Annotated in this window: 18 protein-coding genes; 16 read left to right on the top strand and 2 right to left on the bottom strand. The window is 61.3% G+C overall.

The window, feature by feature from the left end:
• A complete protein-coding gene (locus BQ4888_RS13515; protein ID WP_092057784.1) occupies positions 1-3,222 on the top strand; it encodes an efflux RND transporter permease subunit in 3,222 nt (1,073 codons plus the stop codon).
• Complete coding sequence (locus tag BQ4888_RS13510; protein WP_092057783.1) at positions 3,219-3,407, top strand: YgaP family membrane protein; 189 nt, start codon at positions 3,219-3,221, stop codon at positions 3,405-3,407. The genes BQ4888_RS13515 and BQ4888_RS13510 overlap by 4 nt, the downstream gene beginning before the upstream one ends.
• A 77-nt stretch (positions 3,408-3,484) precedes the next feature.
• Here the strand turns inward: BQ4888_RS13510 and BQ4888_RS13505 are convergent, their stop codons facing one another.
• Positions 3,485-3,874 (bottom strand): cytochrome c3 family protein, encoded by a 390-nt coding sequence (locus BQ4888_RS13505; protein ID WP_092057782.1) that lies wholly within the window; start codon positions 3,872-3,874, stop codon positions 3,485-3,487.
• 123 nt (positions 3,875-3,997) lie between these two features.
• Complete coding sequence (locus BQ4888_RS13500) at positions 3,998-5,689, bottom strand: methyl-accepting chemotaxis protein (RefSeq protein ID WP_170232871.1); 1,692 nt, start codon at positions 5,687-5,689, stop codon at positions 3,998-4,000.
• Between the two features lie 154 nt (positions 5,690-5,843).
• On the opposite strand from BQ4888_RS13500, the gene BQ4888_RS13495 reads away from it, so the two are divergent.
• From BQ4888_RS13495 to nuoE, 14 genes are all read left to right on the top strand, one after another.
• Positions 5,844-6,629, top strand: coding sequence for a TatD family hydrolase (locus tag BQ4888_RS13495; RefSeq protein ID WP_092057780.1), 786 nt, complete (start codon positions 5,844-5,846; stop codon positions 6,627-6,629).
• A gap of 19 nt (positions 6,630-6,648) precedes the next feature.
• Positions 6,649-7,380 carry a tRNA threonylcarbamoyladenosine dehydratase gene (locus BQ4888_RS13490; protein ID WP_092057779.1) on the top strand — a complete coding sequence of 244 codons (732 nt, stop codon included), beginning with the start codon at positions 6,649-6,651 and terminating at the stop codon, positions 7,378-7,380.
• A gap of 22 nt (positions 7,381-7,402) precedes the next feature.
• Positions 7,403-8,569, top strand: a complete 1,167-nt coding sequence (locus BQ4888_RS13485) for a PAS domain-containing sensor histidine kinase (protein ID WP_092057778.1) — start codon at positions 7,403-7,405, stop codon at positions 8,567-8,569.
• Positions 8,566-9,417, top strand: a complete 852-nt coding sequence (locus BQ4888_RS13480) for a carboxypeptidase-like regulatory domain-containing protein (RefSeq protein ID WP_092057777.1) — start codon at positions 8,566-8,568, stop codon at positions 9,415-9,417. The genes BQ4888_RS13485 and BQ4888_RS13480 overlap by 4 nt, the downstream gene beginning before the upstream one ends.
• Before the next feature lie 217 nt (positions 9,418-9,634).
• Positions 9,635-15,880 carry a discoidin domain-containing protein gene (locus BQ4888_RS13475; protein WP_092057776.1) on the top strand — a complete coding sequence of 2,082 codons (6,246 nt, stop codon included), beginning with the start codon at positions 9,635-9,637 and terminating at the stop codon, positions 15,878-15,880.
• Positions 15,881-16,083: 203 nt separating this feature from the next.
• Positions 16,084-16,443 (top strand): response regulator, encoded by a 360-nt coding sequence (locus tag BQ4888_RS13470; protein ID WP_092057775.1) that lies wholly within the window; start codon positions 16,084-16,086, stop codon positions 16,441-16,443.
• A gap of 65 nt (positions 16,444-16,508) precedes the next feature.
• Complete coding sequence (locus BQ4888_RS13465) at positions 16,509-17,375, top strand: chemotaxis protein CheX (protein ID WP_092057774.1); 867 nt, start codon at positions 16,509-16,511, stop codon at positions 17,373-17,375.
• Between the two features lie 195 nt (positions 17,376-17,570).
• The gene (locus BQ4888_RS13460) at positions 17,571-18,041 is read left to right on the top strand and encodes a DUF3015 family protein (protein ID WP_240746349.1); all 471 of its coding nucleotides are present in this window, start codon (positions 17,571-17,573) and stop codon (positions 18,039-18,041) included.
• 101 nt (positions 18,042-18,142) lie between these two features.
• On the top strand, positions 18,143-19,963 hold the full coding sequence (locus BQ4888_RS13455; protein ID WP_170232870.1) for an Lnb N-terminal periplasmic domain-containing protein: 1,821 nt from the start codon (positions 18,143-18,145) through the stop codon (positions 19,961-19,963).
• Positions 19,964-20,289: 326 nt separating this feature from the next.
• On the top strand, positions 20,290-20,646 hold the full coding sequence (locus tag BQ4888_RS13450; protein WP_092057772.1) for an NADH-quinone oxidoreductase subunit A: 357 nt from the start codon (positions 20,290-20,292) through the stop codon (positions 20,644-20,646).
• Positions 20,637-21,146, top strand: a complete 510-nt coding sequence (locus tag BQ4888_RS13445; RefSeq protein WP_092057771.1) for a NuoB/complex I 20 kDa subunit family protein — start codon at positions 20,637-20,639, stop codon at positions 21,144-21,146. The genes BQ4888_RS13450 and BQ4888_RS13445 overlap by 10 nt, the downstream gene beginning before the upstream one ends.
• Before the next feature lie 48 nt (positions 21,147-21,194).
• Complete coding sequence (locus tag BQ4888_RS13440) at positions 21,195-21,677, top strand: NADH-quinone oxidoreductase subunit C (protein ID WP_092057770.1); 483 nt, start codon at positions 21,195-21,197, stop codon at positions 21,675-21,677.
• 43 nt (positions 21,678-21,720) lie between these two features.
• On the top strand, positions 21,721-22,899 hold the full coding sequence (gene nuoD / locus BQ4888_RS13435) for an NADH dehydrogenase (quinone) subunit D (protein ID WP_092057769.1): 1,179 nt from the start codon (positions 21,721-21,723) through the stop codon (positions 22,897-22,899).
• Between the two features lie 28 nt (positions 22,900-22,927).
• Positions 22,928-23,425, top strand: a complete 498-nt coding sequence (nuoE, locus tag BQ4888_RS13430) for an NADH-quinone oxidoreductase subunit NuoE (RefSeq protein ID WP_092057768.1) — start codon at positions 22,928-22,930, stop codon at positions 23,423-23,425.

Raw genomic sequence — 23,425 nt, 5'->3', positions numbered from 1 at the left:
ATGAGCGCCAAAAAGCACGCCCTGCCGACCCGCATCGTCGACCGCTTCCTCGACGGCAACCTGTCGGTCATCCTCATCCTGCTGGCGATCCTCGCCGGCGCTGCCGCGTTGCTCCTGACTCCCCGCGAAGAGGAGCCGCAGATCGTCGTCCCCCTGGCCGATGTCTATGTGCACCTGCCCGGGGCGAGCGCCGAGGAGGTGGAAAATCAGGTCGCCACGCGTCTGGAGAAACTGCTCTGGCAGGTGGACGGGGTTGAGTACGTCTATTCCATGTCCCGACCCGATCTCGCCATCGTCACGGTGCGTTTCTATGTCGGCGAGGACCGCATTGAGTCGCTGGTCAAGCTGCACAACAAGATCGCCACCCACACCGACATCGTTCCGCCGGGGGTCGCCGGCTGGGTGATCAAGCCGGTGGAGGTGGACGACGTGCCGATCGTCAACCTCTCCCTCTATTCACCGAGCGCGTCCGATCACGAGCTGCGCCGGGTCGCCGAGGAGGTGGTCGATCGCCTGCAGGCGGTGGAAAAGACCTCGGCGACGACCGTCATCGGCGGCCGTCCCCGACAGTTGCGAGTGGAGATCGATCCCCTGACCTTGGCTGGGCGCGGTCTCGATCTGCTCGAAGTCCGGCGCGCCCTGGGCGGGGCCAATCTGGAACTGCCGGCCGGAGGTTTTCAGCAGCTCGACGAAGAATTGTTGGTGCGCGGCGGTGCCTTTTTCCAGTCCGCCGCCGAGGTCGCCGATCTGGTGGTCGGCGTCCATCAGGGACGTCCGGTCTACCTGCGGGAGGTGGCGCGGGTGGAAGACGGCATGGCCGAGGCGAGCAGCTATACCCGGCTGCGTTTCGGACCGGCCGGGGATGGCGAAGCCGCCGCCGCGGGGCGGGAGTATCAGGCGGTGCATATCGCGGTCGCCAAGCAGAAGGGGACCAACGCCGTGCGCGTCGCCGAGGAGGTAATCGACGCGGTAGAGGGCATGCGCGGGACGATCATCCCCGACGGCATCGAGGTCCGCGTCACCCGGGACTACGGCGAGACCGCCAATCACAAGGTCAACGAGCTGATTACCCATCTGGTCATCGCCGTCGTCACCGTCCTCGGTCTGGTCTTCTTCGCCCTCGGCTGGCGCGAGGCCCTGATCGTCGCGGTATCCATCCCCATCATCTATTCCCTGACCCTGCTGGTCAACTACTGGTTCGGCTACACCATCAACCGCGTCACCCTCTTCGCCCTGGTCCTCGCCCTGGGCCTGCTGGTCGACGACCCCATCGTCGATGTGGAGAACATCTTCCGCCATTTCAAGATGAAGAAGGAGCCGCCCCGGGACGCCGTCCTGACCGCCATTGACGAGGTGCGGCCGCCGGTGATTCTGGCGACCTTGGCGGTCATCCTCTCCTTTCTGCCGATGCTCTTCATTACCGGGATGATGGGGCCGTACATGCGGCCGATGGCGATCAACCTGCCGCTGACCATGGTCATGTCGCTGCTCGTCGCCTTCACCATCACGCCGTGGATGAGCTACCACGTGCTGAAAGGGGAGTACGGCAAGGAGGAGAAGGAGTTCGTTCTCGAAGAGACCCGCACCTATCGGGTCTACCGGCGCCTGCTCCTCCCCTTTCTGGCGTCGCGACGGCGGGCCTGGCTGCTGATGGGGGTCGTACTGGTGCTGCTGGTCGGCTCCATGGCGATGCCGGCCTTTAATCTGGTGCCGATGAAGATGCTCCCCTTCGACAACAAGAACGAGTTCCAACTGGTGCTCGATCTTCCCGAAGGGACGACCCTGGAGCGCACCGACGCGGCAGTGCGAGCGCTGGAGGACTATCTCGCCACCGTTCCCGAGGTGACCAACTTTCAAGCCTACGTCGGCACCGCCAGCGCCATGGATTTCAACGGTCTGGTGCGCCACTATTACCTGCGCCAGGGGGCGAACGTCGCCGACATCCGCGTCAATCTCGCCGACAAAAGCGCGCGCGACATGCAGAGCCACGCCATCACCTTGCGTCTGCGCGACGCGCTCACCGCCATCGCCGAGGGGCATGGCGCCAGCCTGAAGGTGGTGGAGCTGCCGCCGGGGCCGCCGGTCATCGCCACCCTCACCGCCGAAATCTATGCCGAACCGGGGGTTTCCTACGCCGAGCAGGTGGCCGCCGCCCAGTTGGTGCGGGAACGCATGGTCGTTGAAGATAAGGTGCGGGATGTAGACGACACGGTGGAATATGCCCAGCGCCGTTTCGTTTTCGTCCCCGACCGGGAAAAGGCAGCCCTGGCCGGGATCGATAACGCTCGCATCGCCGAGACGTTGGCCGTCGCTCTGGGCGGCGCCGCGGTGGGGACGGTGCATGTCGACAGCGAACGCCATCCGCTCAGTATCCTGCTGCGTCTGCCGACGGCGGAGCGCTCCTCGCTGGCGGACCTCGAAGGGCTGGCGGTCAAGGGGGGGGCGGGGCAGCTGGTGCGCCTTTCCGAACTCGGGCATTTTCTCCCCGAGCGCCTGGAGCCGACCATCTACCACAAGAATCTGCAACGGGTCGTCTACGTCTTCGGCGAGATGGCCGGCAAGAGCCCGGTCAACGCCGTCCTCAATCTGGACGGTCATTTCCAGGACAATCCCCTGCCGGCGGGCACTCGCGTCGTCTGGAGTGGCGAAGGGGAATGGCAGATCACCCTCGACGTCTTCCGCGATCTGGGGATCGCCTTCGGCGCGGCGCTGCTCTTGATCTATCTGCTGCTGCTCATCGAAACCAAATCCTACGGCCTGCCGATGATCATCATGGGGGCGATTCCCCTGACCATGATCGGCATCATGCCCGGCTTCTGGCTGCTCAACCTGGTGCTGAACCGTCCCGTCGGCGGCTACGATACGCCGGTCTTCTTCACCGCCACCGCCATGATCGGGATGATCGCCCTGGCCGGCATCGTCGTGCGCAACTCCATCATCCTCATCGACTTCATCCAGCATGCCGTCAAGCGGGGCCTGCCCCTCGAAGAGGCCCTGGTGGAGAGCGGCGCGGTGCGGCTGCGGCCGATCCTGCTCACCGCCGGGGCGGCACTGCTCGGCAACTGGATCATCACCCTCGACCCGATCTTCTCGGGCCTGGCCTGGTCGATCATCTTCGGCGTCTTCGCCTCCACCGCCTTCACCCTGCTGGTGATCCCCGTGGTCTACTGGATCATTTACGGCAAAGCCGATCAACCCTCACAAGGAGGAATCGAATCATGACCGTCAACCGTTATCTGCGCCTCATCGCCGGCTCCGTCATCCTGCTCAGCGTGCTGCTCGCCGCTGTCCACTCCTGCAACTGGTTGTGGCTGACCGCCTTTGTCGCCCTCAACCTGATCCAGAGCGCCTTCACCGACTGGTGCCCGATGATGACTGTGCTGCGCAAACTGGGGATCAAGGACTAGCAACCCCCCCGGCCGCTGCACAAAAAAGCCCCCGCGATCTCAGGATCGCGGGGGCTTTCGTTCTCTTTTCCAAGTAATCAGCGGCGGTTTTTCCCCTTGCCGCCTGGTCCCGCCGAAGGGGCGGATTCCGTGGTGCCAACGGCGCCCGGATGGCAGAAGCCGCAGGCGTCGGAACCGGCGACGGCGCGTTCGGCGTGGCAGCCATTGCAGCTGTCATGAATCGCCGTGGTCGCGTCGGCGAAGCGTCCGTCGCGGCCATGACAGCCCTTGCAGCCGCCGTTACCGACCCCCATGTGATGGCAGGTTTTGCAGTCGCCGGTGAGCGCCTGATGTGTACCATGATTGAAGCTGACCTTCGGTTGGCTGAGTCCGCCCAGCTCCAGGGTCGCGGGGCCGTTTTCGGCCAGGACGACCTCGGCGGAAAGCAGCAGAAACAGGGTGAACAACAGTGGCAGAATGTTCTTCATTTTCCTTCCCCTCGGGAAAATCGGGCGGGTGATTCCGCCGCGATGAATTGGTTGAGATGTCCCGCCCAGTCGCTGTTGCGAGCGGTGACATTATAGGAACGGCCGAATTGTTAGCGGCGGGCTTCAGGTTTCTCCCAAGTGGATGAAGGTGCCGGCCAATTCCTTGAGCTGCCGAGCCAGGTTTTCCAATTCGGCCGCTTCCCGGCCGATGGCTTCGGATTTCAGGGAGTTTTTCTTCAGGCGCTCTTCCGACTTGGCAAAGTGGGCGAGAATCTGCTCGGCCATGCTCCGCTGGTGGCGGGTGGCCTCGAAGATGGTGCGGACCTGCACCTCCCGCTCGGCCAGGCCCTGATCGAACTGCCGGTTGGCCTTGACCTGCTCGGCCATGCCCCGGGCGATCTGGTCGGCGGCCGCCTTCATTTCGGAAACCCCTTCTTGGGTACGGGCAATGGCGACCTGCTGCTCCTGAACGATACGGGTGATCGATTTGACCGACTGCAGGCTGCGACCGGCGTCGTTGAGCAGGGCGCGGGCGCGGCGTCCCTGCTGCTCGGTCAGTTCGGCGATTTCGTCGGAGGCCGCCGCCGCTTCGTTGGAGCTTTCGACGATTTTGCTCAGAGCCTCGCCTGCGGACTGGGAGAGGTCCCGGCCTTTGGCGATGGCGCGGGCGGTGGCGCCGACCGCCGTGGTGACTTCCTGGGTATCGCCGCCGATCGCCTTGACGATCTGCTGAATATCCTGGGCGCTGGTCGTGGTCCGGTCGGCGAGATCGCGGATCTCTTCGGCGACAACGGAAAAGCCCTTGCCTTCCTCGCCGGCCTTGGCGGCGATGATGGCGGCGTTGAAGGCGAGCAGTTCGGTGTCGGAGACGAGCTCCTTGATGACCTCGATGATCTTGGCCACTTCCTTGGTCTGGCGGGAAAGTCGTTCCATGGCCTCGGTCGCCTTGCGGCTCTCCTCCTCGATCCGGGCCATTTCCGCCATCGAGCTGCGCACCACCTGCAGGCCGTTTTCGGCGTCTTCCTTCACCATGTTCGCCGAATGGGCGCTGGCGACGGCGCCGGACTGCACCCGGGCCAGGGTTTCGCCGATGGAATCGAGATCGTGGGCGGTTCCCTCCACCGAACGGGCGACGGCCTCGGCCTGGGTGACGATTTCATGGATGCTGGCGGCCATCTGGTCGACGGTGGCGGTGGTCTCCAGGAATTTGGCCGTCGAATGTTCCATGGCGCCGCTCATCTCCGCCAGGGAGGCCGAGAGTTCCCGCGACCAGGCCGCTTCATCCTGGGTCTTTTCGCTCAGGGATTCGACCTGTCGGATGACCTCCTGCTGGCGTCCCTCCATCGTTTGCATGTCCTGACGGGCGTGGATGGCCGCCTCGATCCCCTCCTTGAATCGTTCTGAGAGGAAGCGGCTGAGCTCGGTCAGTTCCCGGTGATGGGGGAGAAACTGGTCGGTGGTTCCCAGCAGCCGGCGGACCAGGCCGTCGGCCCGATCGACGGCTGCGGTCAAGGCTTCATCCAGAGCTTCGACACTCTCGTCGGCGATGACGATGTCGCCGACCAGGGGACGCAGGCGGTCGATCTGATGGCGCAGCTGTTTTTTCAGGGTCAGCCGCCCCAGGCGGAACATGGCGGTGGCCAGCAGCAGGCCGCCGATCAGACAGGCGCCAAAAAAGAGGGGGAAGGAGCTTTCCGGGGCGAGCAGGGGCGCGGTCGCCAGGGAGACGAGAAGGCCGGCGCCCAGCCCGACGAAATGGGTCAGATAAAAGAGTTTGCGAAGATAGGAAATTCTGCTGAAACCCTCAGCCGGCATAGGTCCTCCCCGGTTCTGTTGGTGCTTTCCATGAAAAATCAGTGTCTTGCCAGATAACACAGAATGGCGGCCGTGACAAGGCATTTATCTTGAGCAATCTCCTTGGAAAGCGAGGAGTCTTTCGCCGGAAGAGGGGCTGTGTTAGCATCGAAAAATGGAGACCCCCCCGCCGTTTTTTTTCGATACGCACGCCCATCTCGATTTTCTCCCCCTGCGCGAGCGCCTGGTAGAGGAACTCGCCCAGGCTCGCGCCGTCGGCGTCGGCGCCTGGGTCGTCCCCGGGGTTCGCCCCGCCGGCTGGCCGGCGTTGCTGGCGACGGTCGCGAAAGTTCCGGAAGTCCTGGCGGCGCCGGGGGTCCATCCCCTGGCGGCGGCGGACTGGAACGAAGAGACCGCCGCCGCCCTGACGGGTCTGCTCGATGCGGCGGTGGCGGTCGGCGAGATCGGGCTCGACGGAACGCTTTCACACCCCTCCCCGGCCGTTCAGGAACGGGCTTTTCGCGACCAGGTGCGCCTGGCGATTGCGGCGCGGCGGCCGCTGTTGATCCATTGCCGCAAGGCGATGGGTCGCACCCTGGAAATTCTGCGGGATGAAGGCGCGCAGCGGGTGGGGGGGATCTTTCACGCCTTTTCCGGCAGTTCGGAGTCGGCCCGGGATGCACTGCGGATGAATTTCGCCATCGGCCTCGGCGGCGTTCTCACCTTCACCGGCGCCCGGCGCGGACCGGAGTTGGCGCGCAGCCTTCCGGCCGAGTGGCTGGTGCTGGAGAGCGACGCCCCCGATCTCGCCCCGGAACCTTACCGGGGGCAGATCAACCGTCCCGCCTATCTGCCCCTGATCGCCGCCCGTCTGGCCGACCTGCGTGGTTGGTCGCTGGCGGAGACGGCGGCGATCACCACGGCCAATGCCCGGCGGGTGTTGGGTTTGCATCCTTATTGACGAGCAAGAGGTGGAGCTTTTGTCCGAAAATCGTTTCAATCGTATGGAATTGCTGATCGGCGACGAGGGCCTGCGCCGCCTGGCAGAGGCCTCGGTGGCGGTCTTCGGCGTCGGCGGCGTTGGCGGCTACGCCGTCGAGGCCCTGGCCCGCGCCGGTGTCGGCCGTTTGACCCTGATCGATTTCGATGTCGTCGCGCTCAGCAATATCAATCGCCAGATCCATGCCTTGGAGGGGACCGTCGGCCGGGCCAAGGTGCAGGTCATGGCCGAGCGTTGCCGGGCGATCAATCCGGCGATCCGGGTTGAGCCCCTGCAGGAATTCTACGGGGCCGACAGCGCCGAGGTTCTGCTCGGGCGCGGCTTCGACCAGGTCCTCGACTGTATCGATCACATTACCAGCAAGCTGCATCTGATCCAGAGCTGCAAGGAACGGGGTCTGCCGATTATCTCCTCGATGGGGGCGGCGAACAAGCTCGATCCGACCAAGGTGGCGGTGGCTGATCTCTTCCAGACCCAGAAGTGTCGGCTGGCCAAGATCCTGCGCAAGGAATTGCGTAAGCGCGGGATTGACTCAGGAGTCCCGGTGGTCTATTCGACGGAGGAATTCCGTCCCCTCGCCGAGCCCGGGGCGGAGGAGCGGGCGCGGCGGGTGACCCTCGGCAGTTCTTCTTATATCCCACCGATTTTCGGCCTGACCATGGCCGGTGAAGTCATCCGCGGACTGCTGGCGCGCGGGGCGAATGAAATCTGATGAAACATTTTTTTGGAGGTAGATGACCGTGGCCCCTTCCCTTCCCCAATCCAACCCCGTTTCGGTGGCGGCGAACGACGCCCGGCGCCAGGAGTCCTATTTTGCCGATGGGGCGTTGGCACGGCAGCTGCTCGATGCTCTGCCGGGAGTACTGCTGGTGCTTAACGGCCAGCGGCGGATTGTTTACGCCAATCGCGCCCTGCTTGACCTCTGTGGCTTGGCCGATGTGGCAAACTGCATCGGGCGGCGGATCGGTGATCTGCTCGACTGCGAACACGCCGGGCAGGCCCCGGACGGCTGCGGGTGCGCCGAGCCCTGTGAAGCCTGTGGCGCGGTTCTCGCCGCCCTCTCCGGCCTGGCCGGTGTCGGCACGATCCGCGAGTGTCGGTTGACGCGCCTGCGCGACGAGCGCCTGGAGGCCCTCGATCTGCGCGCTGAGGCGACCCCTTTGCAGCATCAGGGCGAAAACTTTGTGGTTATGGCGCTGACCGACATCAGCCATGAAAAGCGTCGTCAGATCCTGGAAAACATCTTTTTTCACGACGTCCTCAATCTGATGGGGAGCGTGCGGGGCTTTACCGAGCTGCTGCAGAGCTACGATCTGGAGCGGCGACCGGAGATCTACCGCCTGCTGCATGAGGCCGCCGACCAGGTCATCGACGAAATCGAGGGGCAGCGTCTGCTGGTCGCCGCCGAACGCGGCGCCTTGCGTCTGGCGGCGGAACCCTTCGAGGGCTTGGAACTGCTGCAAGCTCTGGCGGAACTCTATCGGGCGCACCCCGTCTGCGTCGAACGGTGCATCGAAGTCCTTTTCGCCGGGGAACGGGTGTCTTTGGTCAGCGATCGGACTCTCGTTTTCCGCATCCTCGGGAATATGCTCAAAAATGCCCTGGAAGCCTGTGCCGAAGGGGAGACCGTGACTCTCGGCTGTCGTGTTGAGGGGCCCTGGGCGGAGTTTTTTGTGCATAATCCCGGCGGTATTCCTCCCCGGATTCAACGGCAGATCTTCAAGCGTAATTTTTCCACCAAAGGAGATGACCGCGGTCTCGGCACCTACGGCATGCGCCTGCTCAGCAATTACCTGCGGGGGGAGGTCCATTTCACCAGTGCCGCCGAGACGGGAACCCGTTTTTTTCTGCGCCTGCCCCTCAAGTTGGCCGGAACCCAAGAGGGAGGAGGTCGGCGATGACGGCGAAAAATGAAATGCGGCTTCCATCGTTCGGCCGATTGCTGCTCCTCCTGCTTTTGCTCCCGCTCATCGCCTGGGGGGAAGAACCGGCGATGGGGCGCGTGACGGGGAGCCTGGCCCTTCCCGCCGGCCGGGAGTGCCGGGGGGTGGCCTCCCTCTGGCCGGGGGATGAAGGGCGCGTGCCCGATCCCCGGCGCTATCTGATCATCCCCTTCAGCGCCGTACCGCTGTCGGCCTCCTGCACCTTCGAGTTGGCGGCTCCTCCCGGCGATTACTATCTCGGGGCGTTGGTACGCGCCACGCCCGGGCCGGAGATCGGCCCGCCCCGGGTGGGGGATCGGGTTTTCATGACCCCTGATCCCGATGGCAAGAGCCTTCGACTTGAGCTCGGCGCCGGTGAACATCTCGATGTGGGACGGCAGCAGCGCTTCTGGACCTATGCCGGGATGGAGGAGCTCCGTCCTCCGGGGGTGACGGGGCGGGTGCGCGATAGCGAGGGGCGGCCGGTGGCCGGTGTGCTCGTCTTCGCTTTCGCCGACCCGGAACTGACCCGACAGCCGCTGGCGGTTTCGGCCCGCACCGGCGTCGACGGGCGATATGCCCTGCGCCTCGACCATCCCGGCGACATCTATCTGCGGGTCAAGGACGATTACCGCGGCGGGGCGCCTCTGGACGGGGGGCATGTGGGAGTTTATGGCGGCGCCGTGCCGATGCGGGTGGCGGTGGGGACGAAGGAGTTGGTCGGCGATCTCGACATCGAAGTCCTCCGGGTACCGGCCGGGCGGACGGGAAAGCGTGATCCGGCGTCCCCGCGCCCCGCATCCCCGACGCTGAAGACCGAGGATTAAATGGGCCGTGCAGTCTCCTGGCGGTCTTAATTTATGTAGATATTCCTATAGTTTGCTTTTATGTTGTAAGAAGAATTTTCTTGACAAGGATCAGAAGGATTCATTACACGTTAGGATAATTCGGTTTCGACTCGGCTGCCCACGGGACGAAACACGCATCGCGACCTGCCACGAAATTAACAACGCGATTCACACAAATGAAAACAGGGGGAAAGTTATGGCGGAAGGGAAGATGTCGGCCCAAGGGGTTCGTTTAGCCGGGGTGCGGCTTTTTTTGTGCCTGCTGGTTCTGATCGGCGCACCGGAATTGGCTTTTGCTTGGGGAGGGTGGACGAGGGATTCCTCCACGACTTCCACCACCACGTCGACGACCACCTCCTCGACTGCCACCACGACCAGCGCCATGACGGCGAGCGACTGCGCCGAATGTCATGGTGCCAACGTCGCCGAAAATCACCACGCGACCAGCTATTTCGACCAGGGAGAGTGTTCCTACTGCCACCAGGGGATCACCACCACCGGCGATTGCGCCAGCTGCCATGCCTTCGCCGCCGAAAACCGGCATCATGAAACAAGTGCCGCCCTAAGCGGCGACTGTGCCCAGTGCCACACCGGCGTCGGCGAACTCGGCGATTGCGCCAGCTGTCATCAAGGCCAGCTGCGCACCCCCCATCACGAAGCCGCCGCCGCCCAGTCCATCGACTGTCGCTCCTGCCACACCACCCTGCAAGGGGGGGACGGCTGTCAGAGCTGCCACGGCAGCGATACCCGCACCGCCCACCATGTCGCCTCCGCGACCAAAAATATCAGCTGCGATTCCTGCCATACCACGATAGCGCCGGTAACCGGTTGCGCCAGCTGTCACGATGCCGAATATTGGGGGGAGGACGGCGACGCCCGCACCCGCCATCATGTTCAGGCCGCCGCCGACGGCAAGGACTGCCAGGCCTGTCATGCCGGGGTAACTTTGCAGCAGGATTGCCATGTCTGTCATCAGGGGGAATCGGCTTCCCGCCATCATTATGTCGCGGCCGAGGCGAGCATCGAATGCGGCGTCTGCCATACGAGCATCATTCCCAAAAATAATTGCCAGGATTGTCACCAGGGGGAGGCCCGCGATCTCCATCACAATCAGGTGGCCGTCGAATCGAACCTCGAATGCTCGGGCTGTCACAGCGATGCGCCGAGTGGCGATCCCGCCTGTGTGAGCTGTCACGACGGGGCTTACTGGGCCGAGCAAGGGGATGCCCGCAACGGTCATCATACCCTGGCGAGCGAAGGGCAGATGGCCTGTACCCTGTGCCATACCACCCTCGATCCGAAAGAGGATTGCACCGCCTGCCATATCCGCGGGGAGGCCCGCCCCGCTCACCATGACATGGCCGCCGCCACCGGTATCGAATGCGGCGCCTGCCACGCCAGCCTGACCGGCGCCACCTCCTGCGCCGGCTGCCACACCGCCGCCACCTGGACTGCCGATGTCCGTACCGATCACCATAATCTCCTCACCGATCCGTCCGTAACGGTCAACTGCACGACCTGCCATAGCGGTATCGCCGCCACGGAAAACTGCAGCGATTGCCACGGTACCGGTTCCTGGAGCGCTGGTAGCGCCCGTGATCAGCACCACGCCACCGCCACCGCCCAGAACAGCCCCTGCACCGCCTGCCATACCACCATGGTCGGCGCCGAAGGCTGCCAGGATTGTCACCAGGGGGAAGCTCGCGACACCCATCATGATTTCGCCGCCGTCAACGGCAAGGCCTGTGTCGACTGTCATACCGCTTTGGCGGTGGTGACCGGCTGTGAAAGTTGCCATACCACCTGGACCGACGGCAGTGCCCGTGACCAGCATCACCATACGGCCACGGCCGAGGCCGGGGATTGCGTCGCCTGTCACACCGCCCTGTCGGCCGTCGCCGGCTGCGCGAGCTGTCATGACGCCGCGTCCTGGAGCGCGGGCAATGCCCAGGATCAACACCACCAGACGGCGTTTGCCCAGAACGGGGCCTGTACCGATTGCCACACCGGCATGCCCGGTCTCGGCGGTTGTCAGGACTGTCACGACCGCGGCGAGGCTCGCCCGGCCCATCATGATATGGCCAGTGCCACCGGCATCGAATGTGGTTCCTGCCATGCCACTTTGGCCGGGGTCAACGAGTGCGTGAGCTGCCATACCGCGAGCACCTGGACCAGCGACGCCCGTAGCGATCATCACAACCTCTTGAGCGACCCCACTGTTTCGGTGAGCTGCAATACCTGCCACCCCAGTATCGTCGATGCCGGTGGTTGCGAAAGCTGTCACGGCGACGGGTTCTGGAGCGCCGGCAACGTCCGTAACCAGCACCACGCCACTGCCACCGCCCAGACCCAGGAGTGCGCCGTCTGTCATGTCGGCATGCCCGGCGCCGGCGGTTGCGCCGATTGTCATACCGCCGCGACCTGGACCGCCGATGTCCGCACCGATCATCACAATCTGCTGAACGACCCCGCCGTTTCGGTGAGCTGCAACAGCTGTCACACCAGCATCGTCGCCACCAGCGGCTGCGAAAGCTGTCATACCGCCACCAGCTGGTCCGCCGGCAACGCCGCCGCCCAGCATCACGCCACGACCTTTGCCACCGGCGGCAACTGTGCCGAATGCCATGCCGGTATCGTCGAGGTCGTCAACTGTGAAAGCTGCCATACCAGCTGGGGGACGGACATCACCGCCGAGGCCCGCCACCATCGGCTGGCCGATCTCAACAATCGCTCCTGCAACAGTTGCCACTCCGGAGTCGAGGAAACCAACGGCTGCGCCGGCTGTCACTCTTTTGTCGACGCAAACATCCATCATCTGACGGAAACGAAAAACACCTGGGGCATGGCCTGCCTCGATTGTCATGTCATCGGCATGATTGACGGGGCCTACACCATCCTGGTGCCGCCGCCGGAGCAGTGTGAAAGCTGCCACACCCAGACCGTCAACCAGCAACCGATTCCCACCTTCCACCATGCTTCGGCCCCGGCGACGTCGGGGGATTGCGCCGCCTGCCATACCGGCATCGACAGTGTCGCCGGGGGGCTCGACTGCGCCGCCTGTCACGGCACTCAGCCCGCCGCCATCGACGGTTCGCCGCTGATGCACCATGCCACCGCCCCGGCGACGGCCGGTGATTGCGCCGCCTGCCATGTCGGGGTGGACGGCACGGCATTGGCCGATTGTGCGGCCTGCCATGCGACCAAGGCCAAGGACGGCTCGGGGACCATGCACCATGCCACAGCTCCGGCCCTGAACGACCAATGCGGCTCCTGTCACCAGGGGATCGAGGAAGTCGCCGGTGCCCTCGACTGCGCCGTTTGTCATCAGGATAAGGCGCGGGACGGTTCCGCCGCCATGCACCACGCCGGTGACCTTTATCAGGTAAACAACGGCGACAACTGTTCCGCCTGTCACAGCGGCGCCGAAGCGGCGGTGGCCGATGGCGCCTGCGCTTCCTGCCATGCTGCCCAGCCGACGACGAAAGACGGCTCGTCGACCATGCACCATGCCACGGCACCGGCCCTCAGCGACGATTGCGGTTCCTGCCATCAGGGGATCGAAGGGGTCGCCGGCGGTCTCGATTGCGCCAGCTGCCATCAGGATAAGGCGCGGGACGGCTCCGTCGCCATGCATCACTTGCATCCGGACTTCGTCGCCCAGTCCTGCGCTACCTGTCATAGCGGCGTGACCTTTGCGACCATCGACTGCGCCGGCTGCCATGAAAGTGCCAATGCCGTGGCCATCCCCGAACGGCATCACACCGCCGCCGAGCGGGACGGGCTGGCTTGTAATCAATGCCACACCGGAGCCGCCGATGCCACGGTAGCCGGCGCCTGTGAAAGCTGTCACGGGGTGCAGCCGGTACAGAACGGCTCGCCGGAAATGCATCATGCCACCACCCCGGCCGTCAGCGATCAGTGCGCGGCCTGTCATGAAGGGATCACCGAGGCCAGCCTCGATTGTGCCGCCTGCCACGCGGGAAGGACCAACGACGGTTCGCCGACCATGCACCATGCCTCACCGGCCTATGCCGAAAACAACTGCGCCCTCTGTCATGCCGGGGCCGTGGCCCTTGACTGCGCCGGTTGCCATGACGCTCTGCCGGGCAAGGACGGCTCGGGGACCATGCACCACGCCACCGATCTTTACGCATTGAACAATGGCTACAATTGCGCGGCCTGCCATAGTGGCGCCGAAGCGGCCGTCGTCGCCGGCGCCTGCGAAAGCTGCCATGCCGCCCAGCCGGTCCTGAACGGTTCGCCGGTCATGCACCATACCACCGCACCGGCTGTCAACGATCAGTGCGCGGCCTGTCACCAGGGGATCGACACCGTCGCCGGTGGCCTCGATTGCGCCACCTGCCATGTCGGCAAGGCCCGGGACGGCTCGGCGGCCATGCATCACCTGCATCCGGCCTTTGCCGCCCAGACCTGCGATACCTGTCACAGCGGTGTGACCTTCGCTACCATCGACTGCGCCGCCTGTCACGAAAACGCCAACGCGGTGCCGCTGCCCGAGCGCCATCACACCGCTGCGGCGGCGGATGGTCTGCAATGCGGCGCCTGCCATACCGGCATCACCGCCGCCAGCCTCGATTGCGCGACCTGTCACGCGACCCAGGCCAAGGACGGGCAAGGCGCGATGCACCATGCCACGCCGACCTATCTGGTGAATGACGGCAACAACTGTGTCGCCTGTCATACAACGATCATCGCCGCCAATCTGACCTGTGCCGCCTGTCACGACGGTCTGACCAAGAACGGCGGCGCGGAAATGCATCACGCCACCGAACTTGCCGTCGGCGGGGGCTGCCTCGACTGCCATACCGGCGCCGAGTCGGCTGCCATTGAATGCGCCTGGTGCCATTCCGGGCCGGGGGCGCCGGCGGTGGACGAACGCCATCACTTTGCCGCCGCCCGCGACGGCATCGCCTGCAGTGCCTGTCACGCCGACGTCGACACGGCAGCCCTGGACTGCGCCACCTGCCATACCTCCGGCGATCAGGCTTCGATCGTTGATCAGCACCACATGACCATTCCCTATCAGATGGGTGAGTGCGCCGTCTGCCATGTCGGGGTCAATGTCGAAGGGCTGGACTGCTCCAGCTGTCATGATGGGACCATGGCCCTGGCCGGAACGGCGGTAACCCACCATGCCACCGATCTTTTCCAACTCGGGGATTGCTCGTCCTGCCATGTCGGTGCCGAAATCGGCGGCATCGTCTGCGCCGCCTGTCATGCTCCCGATACCAGCCTGCCGGCCAATCATCACGCTCAGCCGCAATTCGCTTCCGGCGATTGTACCTATTGCCACAGCACCATCGCGCTCAACGGCGGCAGCTGTCAGGCCTGCCACACGGCGCCGATTCCCGAGATTCACCACGCCGATCCGTTGGCTCAGGTGAGCGGGGATTGCGCCGTTTGCCACGCCACCACCAACGATCCGAGTGTCTGCGCCAACTGCCACCAGGCCAGCCCGCACCATACCACCACTTGGTCGCAGACCGGCGATTGCGCCCATTGCCACAAAATTCCGGCATCCGCCACCGACCGACCGGCCCAGGCCGCTTGCCGCCAGTGTCACGGCAAGTACATGCACGACAAGGGCGGACCGATCCAGCATTATGGCGCTTGCGCGGCTTGTCACGACACCATGCCCTTTCACGCCAAGCCCAGCGATAGTGGATCTAGGGACTATGATGGAGGCCGTTACCGCAGTGGTGGCGGAGGTGCCGGCCGTGGAATCTTTAATTTGTTTGTCTCGCAGTTTTCCGGCAGTGACAGAAGAAGAAGCACTAGTGATTCCGTTGACTTTAGCCTGACCCAGATTGAACATGTCGGAAAGGTCTATACGGTCCCCTACTTCACCGATGGGCCCGTCACCGCCGGATTGGCCGTCTGTACCTCCTGCCATGGCGACAATTCCGCCAAGGTAAGCTGCGACAACGTCAAATGGCGGGATCATCTGACCCTCAACCGGGTGCCCCTGGCCACTTACCAGCTGGCCGAGGCGACCTATATCGGCAGCCTCTGCCCCGGCGTGACGCCGCCGGCGCCGGCGAATCTGGCCTTGAACAAGATCGCCACGGCCTCCCGGGCGGAAAGCAGCACCTACAACGCGGCCAAGGCCGTCGACGGGAACGCCGCGACCCGGTGGTGGACCAGGAGTGACGGCAACCAGTGGTTGATGGTGGATTTGACGCAAAGCTCTCGGGTCAATCGCGTGGTGATTAACTGGCACAGCAATTATGCCAGGGAGTACGAGGTTTACGTGTCGACCGACAACCGTAACTGGACCCGGGTGAAAACGGAGAACTATGGCAACGGCGGAGTGGACGACATCACCTTTACCGCCCGGGACGCCCGCTATGTGCGACTGCTCTGTAAAAAAGACCGCTACGACGGCTATTCCGTCTATGAATTGGAAGTTTACGCACCCTGATCGGGTGTCGGCATGAAACGAAAAAGACCTGCCCTGGCAGGTCTTTTTCGTTTCCGTCGTCGACTGTGAAGGCCGCCCCCGGGGGCCGGAAAGGGTACGCAAGGCCTGCTTGTGAATCTCTTGCGGCTTTGTTCGGCGAAGTTGGATTCAATATTGCATGATACGGCGGTGGTGTTAACGTTTGCCGATGGGAGGTTTTCCGTATGAAAAAGGTTCTGATTGTGGACGACAGTATTGCCGTCGCCCGACAGCTTGAAAAAATTCTGGCGAGTTCCGGCGAGTTCGAGGTTGCCGGACACGCGAAAAATGGTGCCGAAGCGATCAAAATGAAGCAGACGACCAAGCCGGATCTGATCTGCATGGATATGAACATGCCGGTCATGGACGGATTGACCGCCTTGCGCACCCTGATGGCCATGGACCCTACGGCCAAAGTCGTCATGGTCACTTCCCTTGGCGGGGTGGGGGACAAGTTCGCCGAAGCCTTGCGCCTGGGGGCGAAGACCGTGATTTCCAAACCATTTGATACCGAAGGCGTGCTCAACACCCTGCGAGATCTCTGACCGCATATTCAGCGTCGTCAGTTTCTTTGCCGAGGGATGAAACTTTTTTGACAAGGGGGCCGTTCATGGCTGTCAAATTTTTCGGTCAGTTTTTGCTGGAACAACGAGCCGTCAAACAAGAGGATCTGTTGAAGGCGATCGAACTGCAGGAAACCACAAACCTCAAGTTTGGCGCGACCGCGCTGGCGATGGGCTTGATTTCCCTGACCGCTTTCGAACGGGTTCATGACGCGCAGCGCCTTGAGGATCTCAAGTTCGGGGATATGGCGATCAAGCTCGGTATTTTGACCGAAGAGCAGGTCAATCAGGTGCTGATCCGCCAGAAAAACAACCATCTGTATATCGGCGAAGCGCTGGTGCGCATCGGCGCCTTGAGTTCCGAGGAACTGAAGCACTATCTTGACGCCTTCAAGGAAGACCAGGCTCCCTATGTCGTTGATCGTATCGTCGTCCCTGCCGGGCTTCCCCATCCCCAGGTGTGGGAAATCTGCGCCGATTTGACCTTCAAGCTGCTCTTGCGGGTGGCGGGGCTGTCGACGCGCCCCAGCGTAAGTCAAATTTCCGACACGCTGGGTCCGGTATTTCTGGTGGCGGTCATGCCCTTCAAGGGGACGGTCCAGGGGCGCTACGCCCTGGGGGTCACCGAGGCGACACGACTTGCCATCGCCAAGGCGATTCTCAAGGAGGACTCCGTCGACGGCGAATCGGAGGAAGTGCTCAACGATACAGTGCTGGAGTTCGTTAATATCGTCTGCGGCAATATCGCCGCCAAGGCGGCCCAACTGGGGGTTTCTTTCGAGATTGATCCTCCCTACACCCACTTCGCCTCGGCCGGTCCCTTGGCCGCCGTCGCGGGAGAAAGAATTCTGACCTTCCCCATTCATGTGGCGGATGGCGATCCGATTTGTCTGGCCCTTTTTATCCACGGCTGAATTTGGCCATAGGCGAGTTGACCCGAAAAGCGGCGGAGTGTTAAAGCTTCGCCGCTTTCCTTTTTGTTCAGAGCCGGGCGCTGTCGGCGGAGTGTATACAATCCTTGACTTTCCCCCTGGCTACACGTTAGAAACAGTCCATTCGCTCAAAGCTTCATGCATTTTCCGTTCAAATGTCGCAAAAGGGAGAAATCAATGAAAATCAGAATTTTTCTGGGAAGTCTCGTTGCCCTCATGCTGGTAACGGGCGGTGCCTGGGCCGGTCAGGCCAGGTCTAATTGCGGGTGCGGTCTGGGGACACTGTTGTGGGGAGATCGCGCGGATGGTTCGATTCTTTCTCAGACGATGCAGGTAAGTACCAACGGCTTTCTCGGGAGTCAGACCTTCGGCATCACTTCCGGGACCCTGGGCTGCGAACAGCCCGAGAACATTGGCTCGGATGACCAGCTTTTCGCCTATGTGCGCGACAATCTCGATGGTCTTGCCCAGGATATGGCCTTCGGCGAGGGCGAGCACCTTGAAACCCTGGCGGAACTCATGGCCGTTCCCCAGGGGCAAAGAGTCTTCTTCTCCGGTAAGTTGCAGGCTTCTTTCGGCGAAATTTTCGTCACCGGTGCAGAAAGTCCCGAACTGGTTCTGGATCGTATCCGTATGATCGCTGGTTAGTATCCTCCTTGCTCTTCGGTGGCAAACAACAGCATACGAGGCACAAGGCCCCCTGGTGGGCCTTGTGCCTCGTTTTTTGTCTGCTGGTCTCTGGGGGGGAAGTGTGGGCCGAAGTGAGTGATTTCTCGCGCTTGCTCCGCCAAGCGCAAGATCGACAGCTCCACGAGCAGCGTTACTGGCAAGTGCTGTTGCATTATCAGCAAGGTTCGCGGGGGTTGGTCAGTCCGGTCGATGACCCGGACTTTTTTCTGGCGTCCGACGGTAAAACGGATCCCGCGGCGGAACTGGAAGCAACGATTCAAGCCTTGTTCGGGAAGGATGAAGAGAGGCGAAATATCACTCGTTGCCGTTTCCCTGCTCGTTATGAGTGGCTGGCTCAAGAGCTGGGCGTGACAGCCGACCTGTCCTTCGCCGACTGTTCCGATCTCGGCCCGGCCCTCGAGCGGATCGCACCGCGACGCGCGACCCTGGTCTTCCCGGGGAGTTATCCGAACAGTCCGGCTTCGATGTTCGGTCATACCCTGCTCAATTTCTCCGGACCTCACGAGAGCAAGCTTTTGGCCCATGCCGCCAATTACTCGGCGTTTACCGATGAAAGCAATGGTTTTACTTATGCCGTCAAGGGCTTGACCGGTCTTTATCGAGGCTATTTCTCGCTTTTGCCCTATTATGAAAAACTCAAGGAATACAGTGGCCTGGAACGGCGGGATATCTGGGAGTATCCCTTGAACCTGACGCCCGAGGAGACGCGGCGGATGTTCCTGCATCTCTGGGAGTTGCGAGATATCTATTCCGATTATTTTTTTTTCGACGAAAACTGTTCCTACAATCTGTTGTTTCTTCTGGAGGCCGCGCGCCCGTCCCTGCGGCTGACGGATACCAAGCCCTTGTGGGTTTTGCCGGTCGATACCATCCGCTGGCTGGATCGGGAAGGCCTGCTCGACGAGGCGTGGTTTCGCCCTTCCCTGGCGACCTTGCTGCAGCAGGAGATGGCGTCGCTGTCAACGGAGGATCTCCTTGTTGCGCGCTCCCTGGCGACGGGGGCTCTTCCCACGGATGAACTCGATCAGTCGGTCCCGGATACAAATGCGCACCGGCGGATTCTCCAGGTTGCAGCACGGGCCGTGGAACAGGACTTTCTTTCCCAGCGCATCGACTTGCCCACATACCGTACACGCGTTCTGCAGCTGCTTACGGCCCGTAGCCGGTTGGGCCGGAGTGAAGATACCGAAGAAGAGAGCAAGCACCCCGTACGTCCTGATCATGGGCACGGACCCTCGCGGTTGTCTCTGGGTGTGGGTTATGCCGCCGGGGAATGGGTTCAGGAAATCCGCTATCGTCCCGTCTACCACGATCTTCTCGATGACGAGGCCGGTTATCTCTCCGGCGCGCAGATCGTTCTGGGACAGGTTGCCGTGCGTTACCTTCACGAAAATGAACGCCTCCGGCTGGAAAGGCTAGACCTGGTCGATCTGCGCTCGCTGACCCCAGTGACGCCCTGGCATAAGCCGATTTCCTGGCAGGTCCGAGTGGGGGCCCAGCAGGTTTGGAGCGATGAAGGTGAGGATCGATTAGCGTTTCATTTCAATCCGGGGGCCGGATACGCCGCACGCTTCAGCTCATTCACCGGCTACGTGCTGATGGAGAGCGAACTGCGGGTCGGCAGGGGCTTGGAGGAAGGGTACGGGATGGGGGTTGGGGGAAGCGCCGGTCTGCTTATGCGGTGGGGGGCCTGGCGTGGGCATGGGCGCATCCGTTTTTTGGACTACCCGTTGGGGGATCGTCATGAATCCACCCTTGTCGCTTTTGACCAGAACTATCGACTGGATCGCGATCACAGCTTGCGCCTTGAATTCTCTCGGCGACTTGATTTGGGCCACTGGGAATCGGCGGCCCTTTTATTCTGGAACCATTACTGGTAGGCGGTTGTCGCCAGGGTTGAAACCGGCGGGGAAAGACATGTGAGCCCGGCTTTCCGTTGCCCGCTGGGGGGTCCCAACATGTTGTATACAGGCATCCAGGGGAGGGCACCGGTTGTGTCCAAACGCCCCCGAAACGATGAGAACAATGGGGTCTAAAATGGGCCTTAAACCCCCTTTTTAAGCGACTTTCCGGGTCGCTGGAGTGCATACTGTATACTGTATTTTTTCCTTGACAAAGAATTTAATTTGTCTTAACTTGCAATCCGCGAAGCAGCGTAAACAGTAGCGTATCAAGTCACAGTCCATCAACTAGGAGGAGCTTATTCATGCTTGAGGTTTATCTACCGATACTCGTCCTCATCCTCTGTGCGATTGCCCTTGCTTTGGGGTCCACGGTCTTCTCGTTTCTCGTGGGGCAAAAGAAGCCGAGCGCAATCAAGCTCGCTCCTTATGAGTGTGGCATGCCCTTGGTGGGGACGGCGCGGCAACGTTTTCCGGTGAAATTCTACATTATCGCCATGCTCTTTATCTTGTTCGATATCGAGGCGGTGTTTCTCTATCCGTGGGCGGTTGTTTTTAAGCAGCTCGGGTGGTTTGGATTCATCGAGATGGGCGTCTTTATCGCTATCCTTCTCGTTGGCTACATTTACGTCTGGAAAAAAGGAGCACTGGAATGGGAGTAGATAAAACGCTGGGAAACAATGTCGTCACCACCAGTCTTGACAAACTCGTCAATTGGTCCCGGTCCAGATCGTTGTGGCCCCTGACCTTTGGTCTGGCCTGCTGCGCTATCGAGATGATGGCGACAGGTGCGGCGCGTTTCGACCTCGACCGTTTCGGGGTTATCTTTCGCGCTTCCCCCCGCCAGTCTGACTGTATCGTCATTGCTGGGACGGTGACTAAAAAAATGGCGCCGGTCATCAAAATCCTTTACGAGCAGATGCCTGAGCCGAAGTATATCATTGCCATGGGTGCCTGCGCCTGTTCGGGTGGAGTATTTGATACCTACAGTGTTGTACAGGGGGTTGATGAAATTATTCCGGTCGATGTTTATATCCCCGGGTGTCCGCCCCGTCCGGAAGGTCTTCTTTATGGCATTTTGAAGCTTCAGGAGAAGATCATGAAAGAGCGCAACTCTTTCGGGGCGGCCATCGGCGTTGGTGAGCGGATCTGCCAGGCCTGATCGGAAATCATTCTTTCGAATCTGATTGCAAAGATAGGGATATAAGCAATGAGCGAACATGCTGCTGTGGCAAAGCTGAAGGGAAAATTTCCTGATTCCGTTCTGGATGTCGTTGAGTTTCGGGGTGAGACGACGATAACCGTCAAGAAAGAAAATATTGTCGATATCTGCACCTTCATGAAGAAGGATCTCGGTTACAACTTCCTTTGTGACCTTTGTGGTGTCGATTACCTGGGCCAATCCCCCCGATTCATGGTGGTTTATAACATTTACAACATCGCCACCAAGGACCGCCTGCGTCTGAAAGTCCCCGTTGAAGAGTCCGACGCCCGGGTTGATACGGTTTCCGTAGTCTGGGGCACCGCCAACTGGCATGAGCGTGAGTGCTGGGACCTGATGGGGATTTCCTTCAATAATCATCCCGATCTCCGCCGCATCCTTATGCCGGCTGATTGGGAAGGGCACCCGTTGCGCAAGGATTACCCGCTGCAGGGTCCGGGGCGTGAGCCGTATCAGGGACGTCATAAGTAGGCCAGGAATCCGAAGATCACTTTTCCATAGAAGAGGCTAGGTTATGTCACTTACCGAAACAATGACCGTGAATATGGGGCCCCAGCATCCTTCGACCCACGGGGTGCTCCAGCTAGTCCTTGAACTGGACGGCGAGATCGTCATCAAGGCCACTCCCCATATCGGTTTTCTTCACCGTGGGACGGAGAAGCTTTCCGAGCACCGCACCTACCATCAGATCATTCCCTTGACCGACCGCTTGGACTATCTGGCTCCCATGCATAACAACTTGGGTTATGTGCTGGCGGTTGAGAAGCTTTTCGGCATCACTGATCAGATTCCCGAGCGGGCCAAGGTTGTCCGGGTCATGTTGGCGGAATTGACCCGTCTCAAGAGCCATTTGGTGTGGATCGCCTGTCACGCTCTCGATATCGGTGCCATGACCGTGTTCATCTACGCTTTCCGCGAGCGTGAGCACATCATGAATATGTACGAGAAAATTTCCGGCGCCCGCATGACTTCCAACTATTTCCGGGTCGGTGGCCTTTCCGCCGATCTTCCGGACGGCTTTGAGAAGGATATGCGTGATTTTATCGACATGATGCCCGGACATATCGATACCTATGAAGGCCTGCTGACCGGAAACAAGATCTGGCAGAAGCGTGTCATGGGTGTTGGCAGCATTACCGGTGAAGATGCTATCGACATCGGCTTGACCGGACCTGCCCTCCGTAGTTCCGGGGTGGACTGGGATCTGCGTCGCGACAATCCCTATAGCGGGTACGAAGACTATGATTTCAAAGTTCATGTCGACGACGGCTGCGATACTTGGGCGCGTTATAAGGTCCGTCTCCTTGAGATGCGCGAGGCCTGCAAGATCATTCGCCAGTGTCTGGACAAGCTCAAGCCGGGCCCCATCCTGGCTGATTGCCCGAAGATCTGTCTCCCGCCGAAAAAAAATGTCGTCAACACCATTGAGGGCCTGATCCATCACTTCAAGATCATCACTGAAGGCCCGAAGCCGGAGGTTGGCGAGATTTACCAGGGGGTGGAAAATCCCAAGGGTGAAGTCGGTTTCTATCTTGTTTCCGACGGTTCTCCTAGCCCCTATCGCATGAAAATCCGGCCGGCTTCCTTCGTCAATTTGCAAGCTCTTCCGCAGATGGTCGTAGGGCGACTCATTGCCGACGTTGTTGCGGTTATCGGTACCCTGGATATCGTCCTTGGGGAAATCGACAGATAACGGATCGAGAAACGAAAGGGCTATTTCCATGAGCGAAGTCGCGGAGAAGGTCAAAGAAGAAGAAGTCGATCTGACCGGCGCCAATGAGGTCATCGATAAATATATCGATATGAAGGGAGCACTGATGCCGGTGCTCCAGGCCGTACAGGATGTTTACGGCTATATTCCCGAGCCGACGGTTCATCTTATCGCCGAAAGGCTCAATGTCTACCCGAGCCAGATCTACGGGGTGCTCACCTTTTACGCTCAGTTCCACCTTGAGCCGCGGGGAAAATATATTGTCCGCGTCTGTATGGGAACGGCCTGTCACGTCAAGGGCGCCGGCAGGATCGCCGATACCCTCAAGGATCGCTTGAAAATCGGCCATGCCGAGACTACCGAGGACCTCAAGTTTACTGCCGAATATGTCGCCTGTATCGGCGCCTGTGGTATGGCGCCGGTCATCATGGTCAACGATGCGACTTATGGCAGCATGACGGTGCAGAAGATGGATGAGGTCATCGCCAAGTATAAGGCGATGGACTAG

This window comes from Desulfuromonas acetexigens, from assembly GCF_900111775.1.
GTDB lineage: Bacteria > Desulfobacterota > Desulfuromonadia > Desulfuromonadales > Trichloromonadaceae > Trichloromonas > Trichloromonas acetexigens.
The sequence above is the reverse complement of the archived record's forward strand: the minus strand, read 5'-3'. Positions and strand labels throughout refer to the sequence as shown.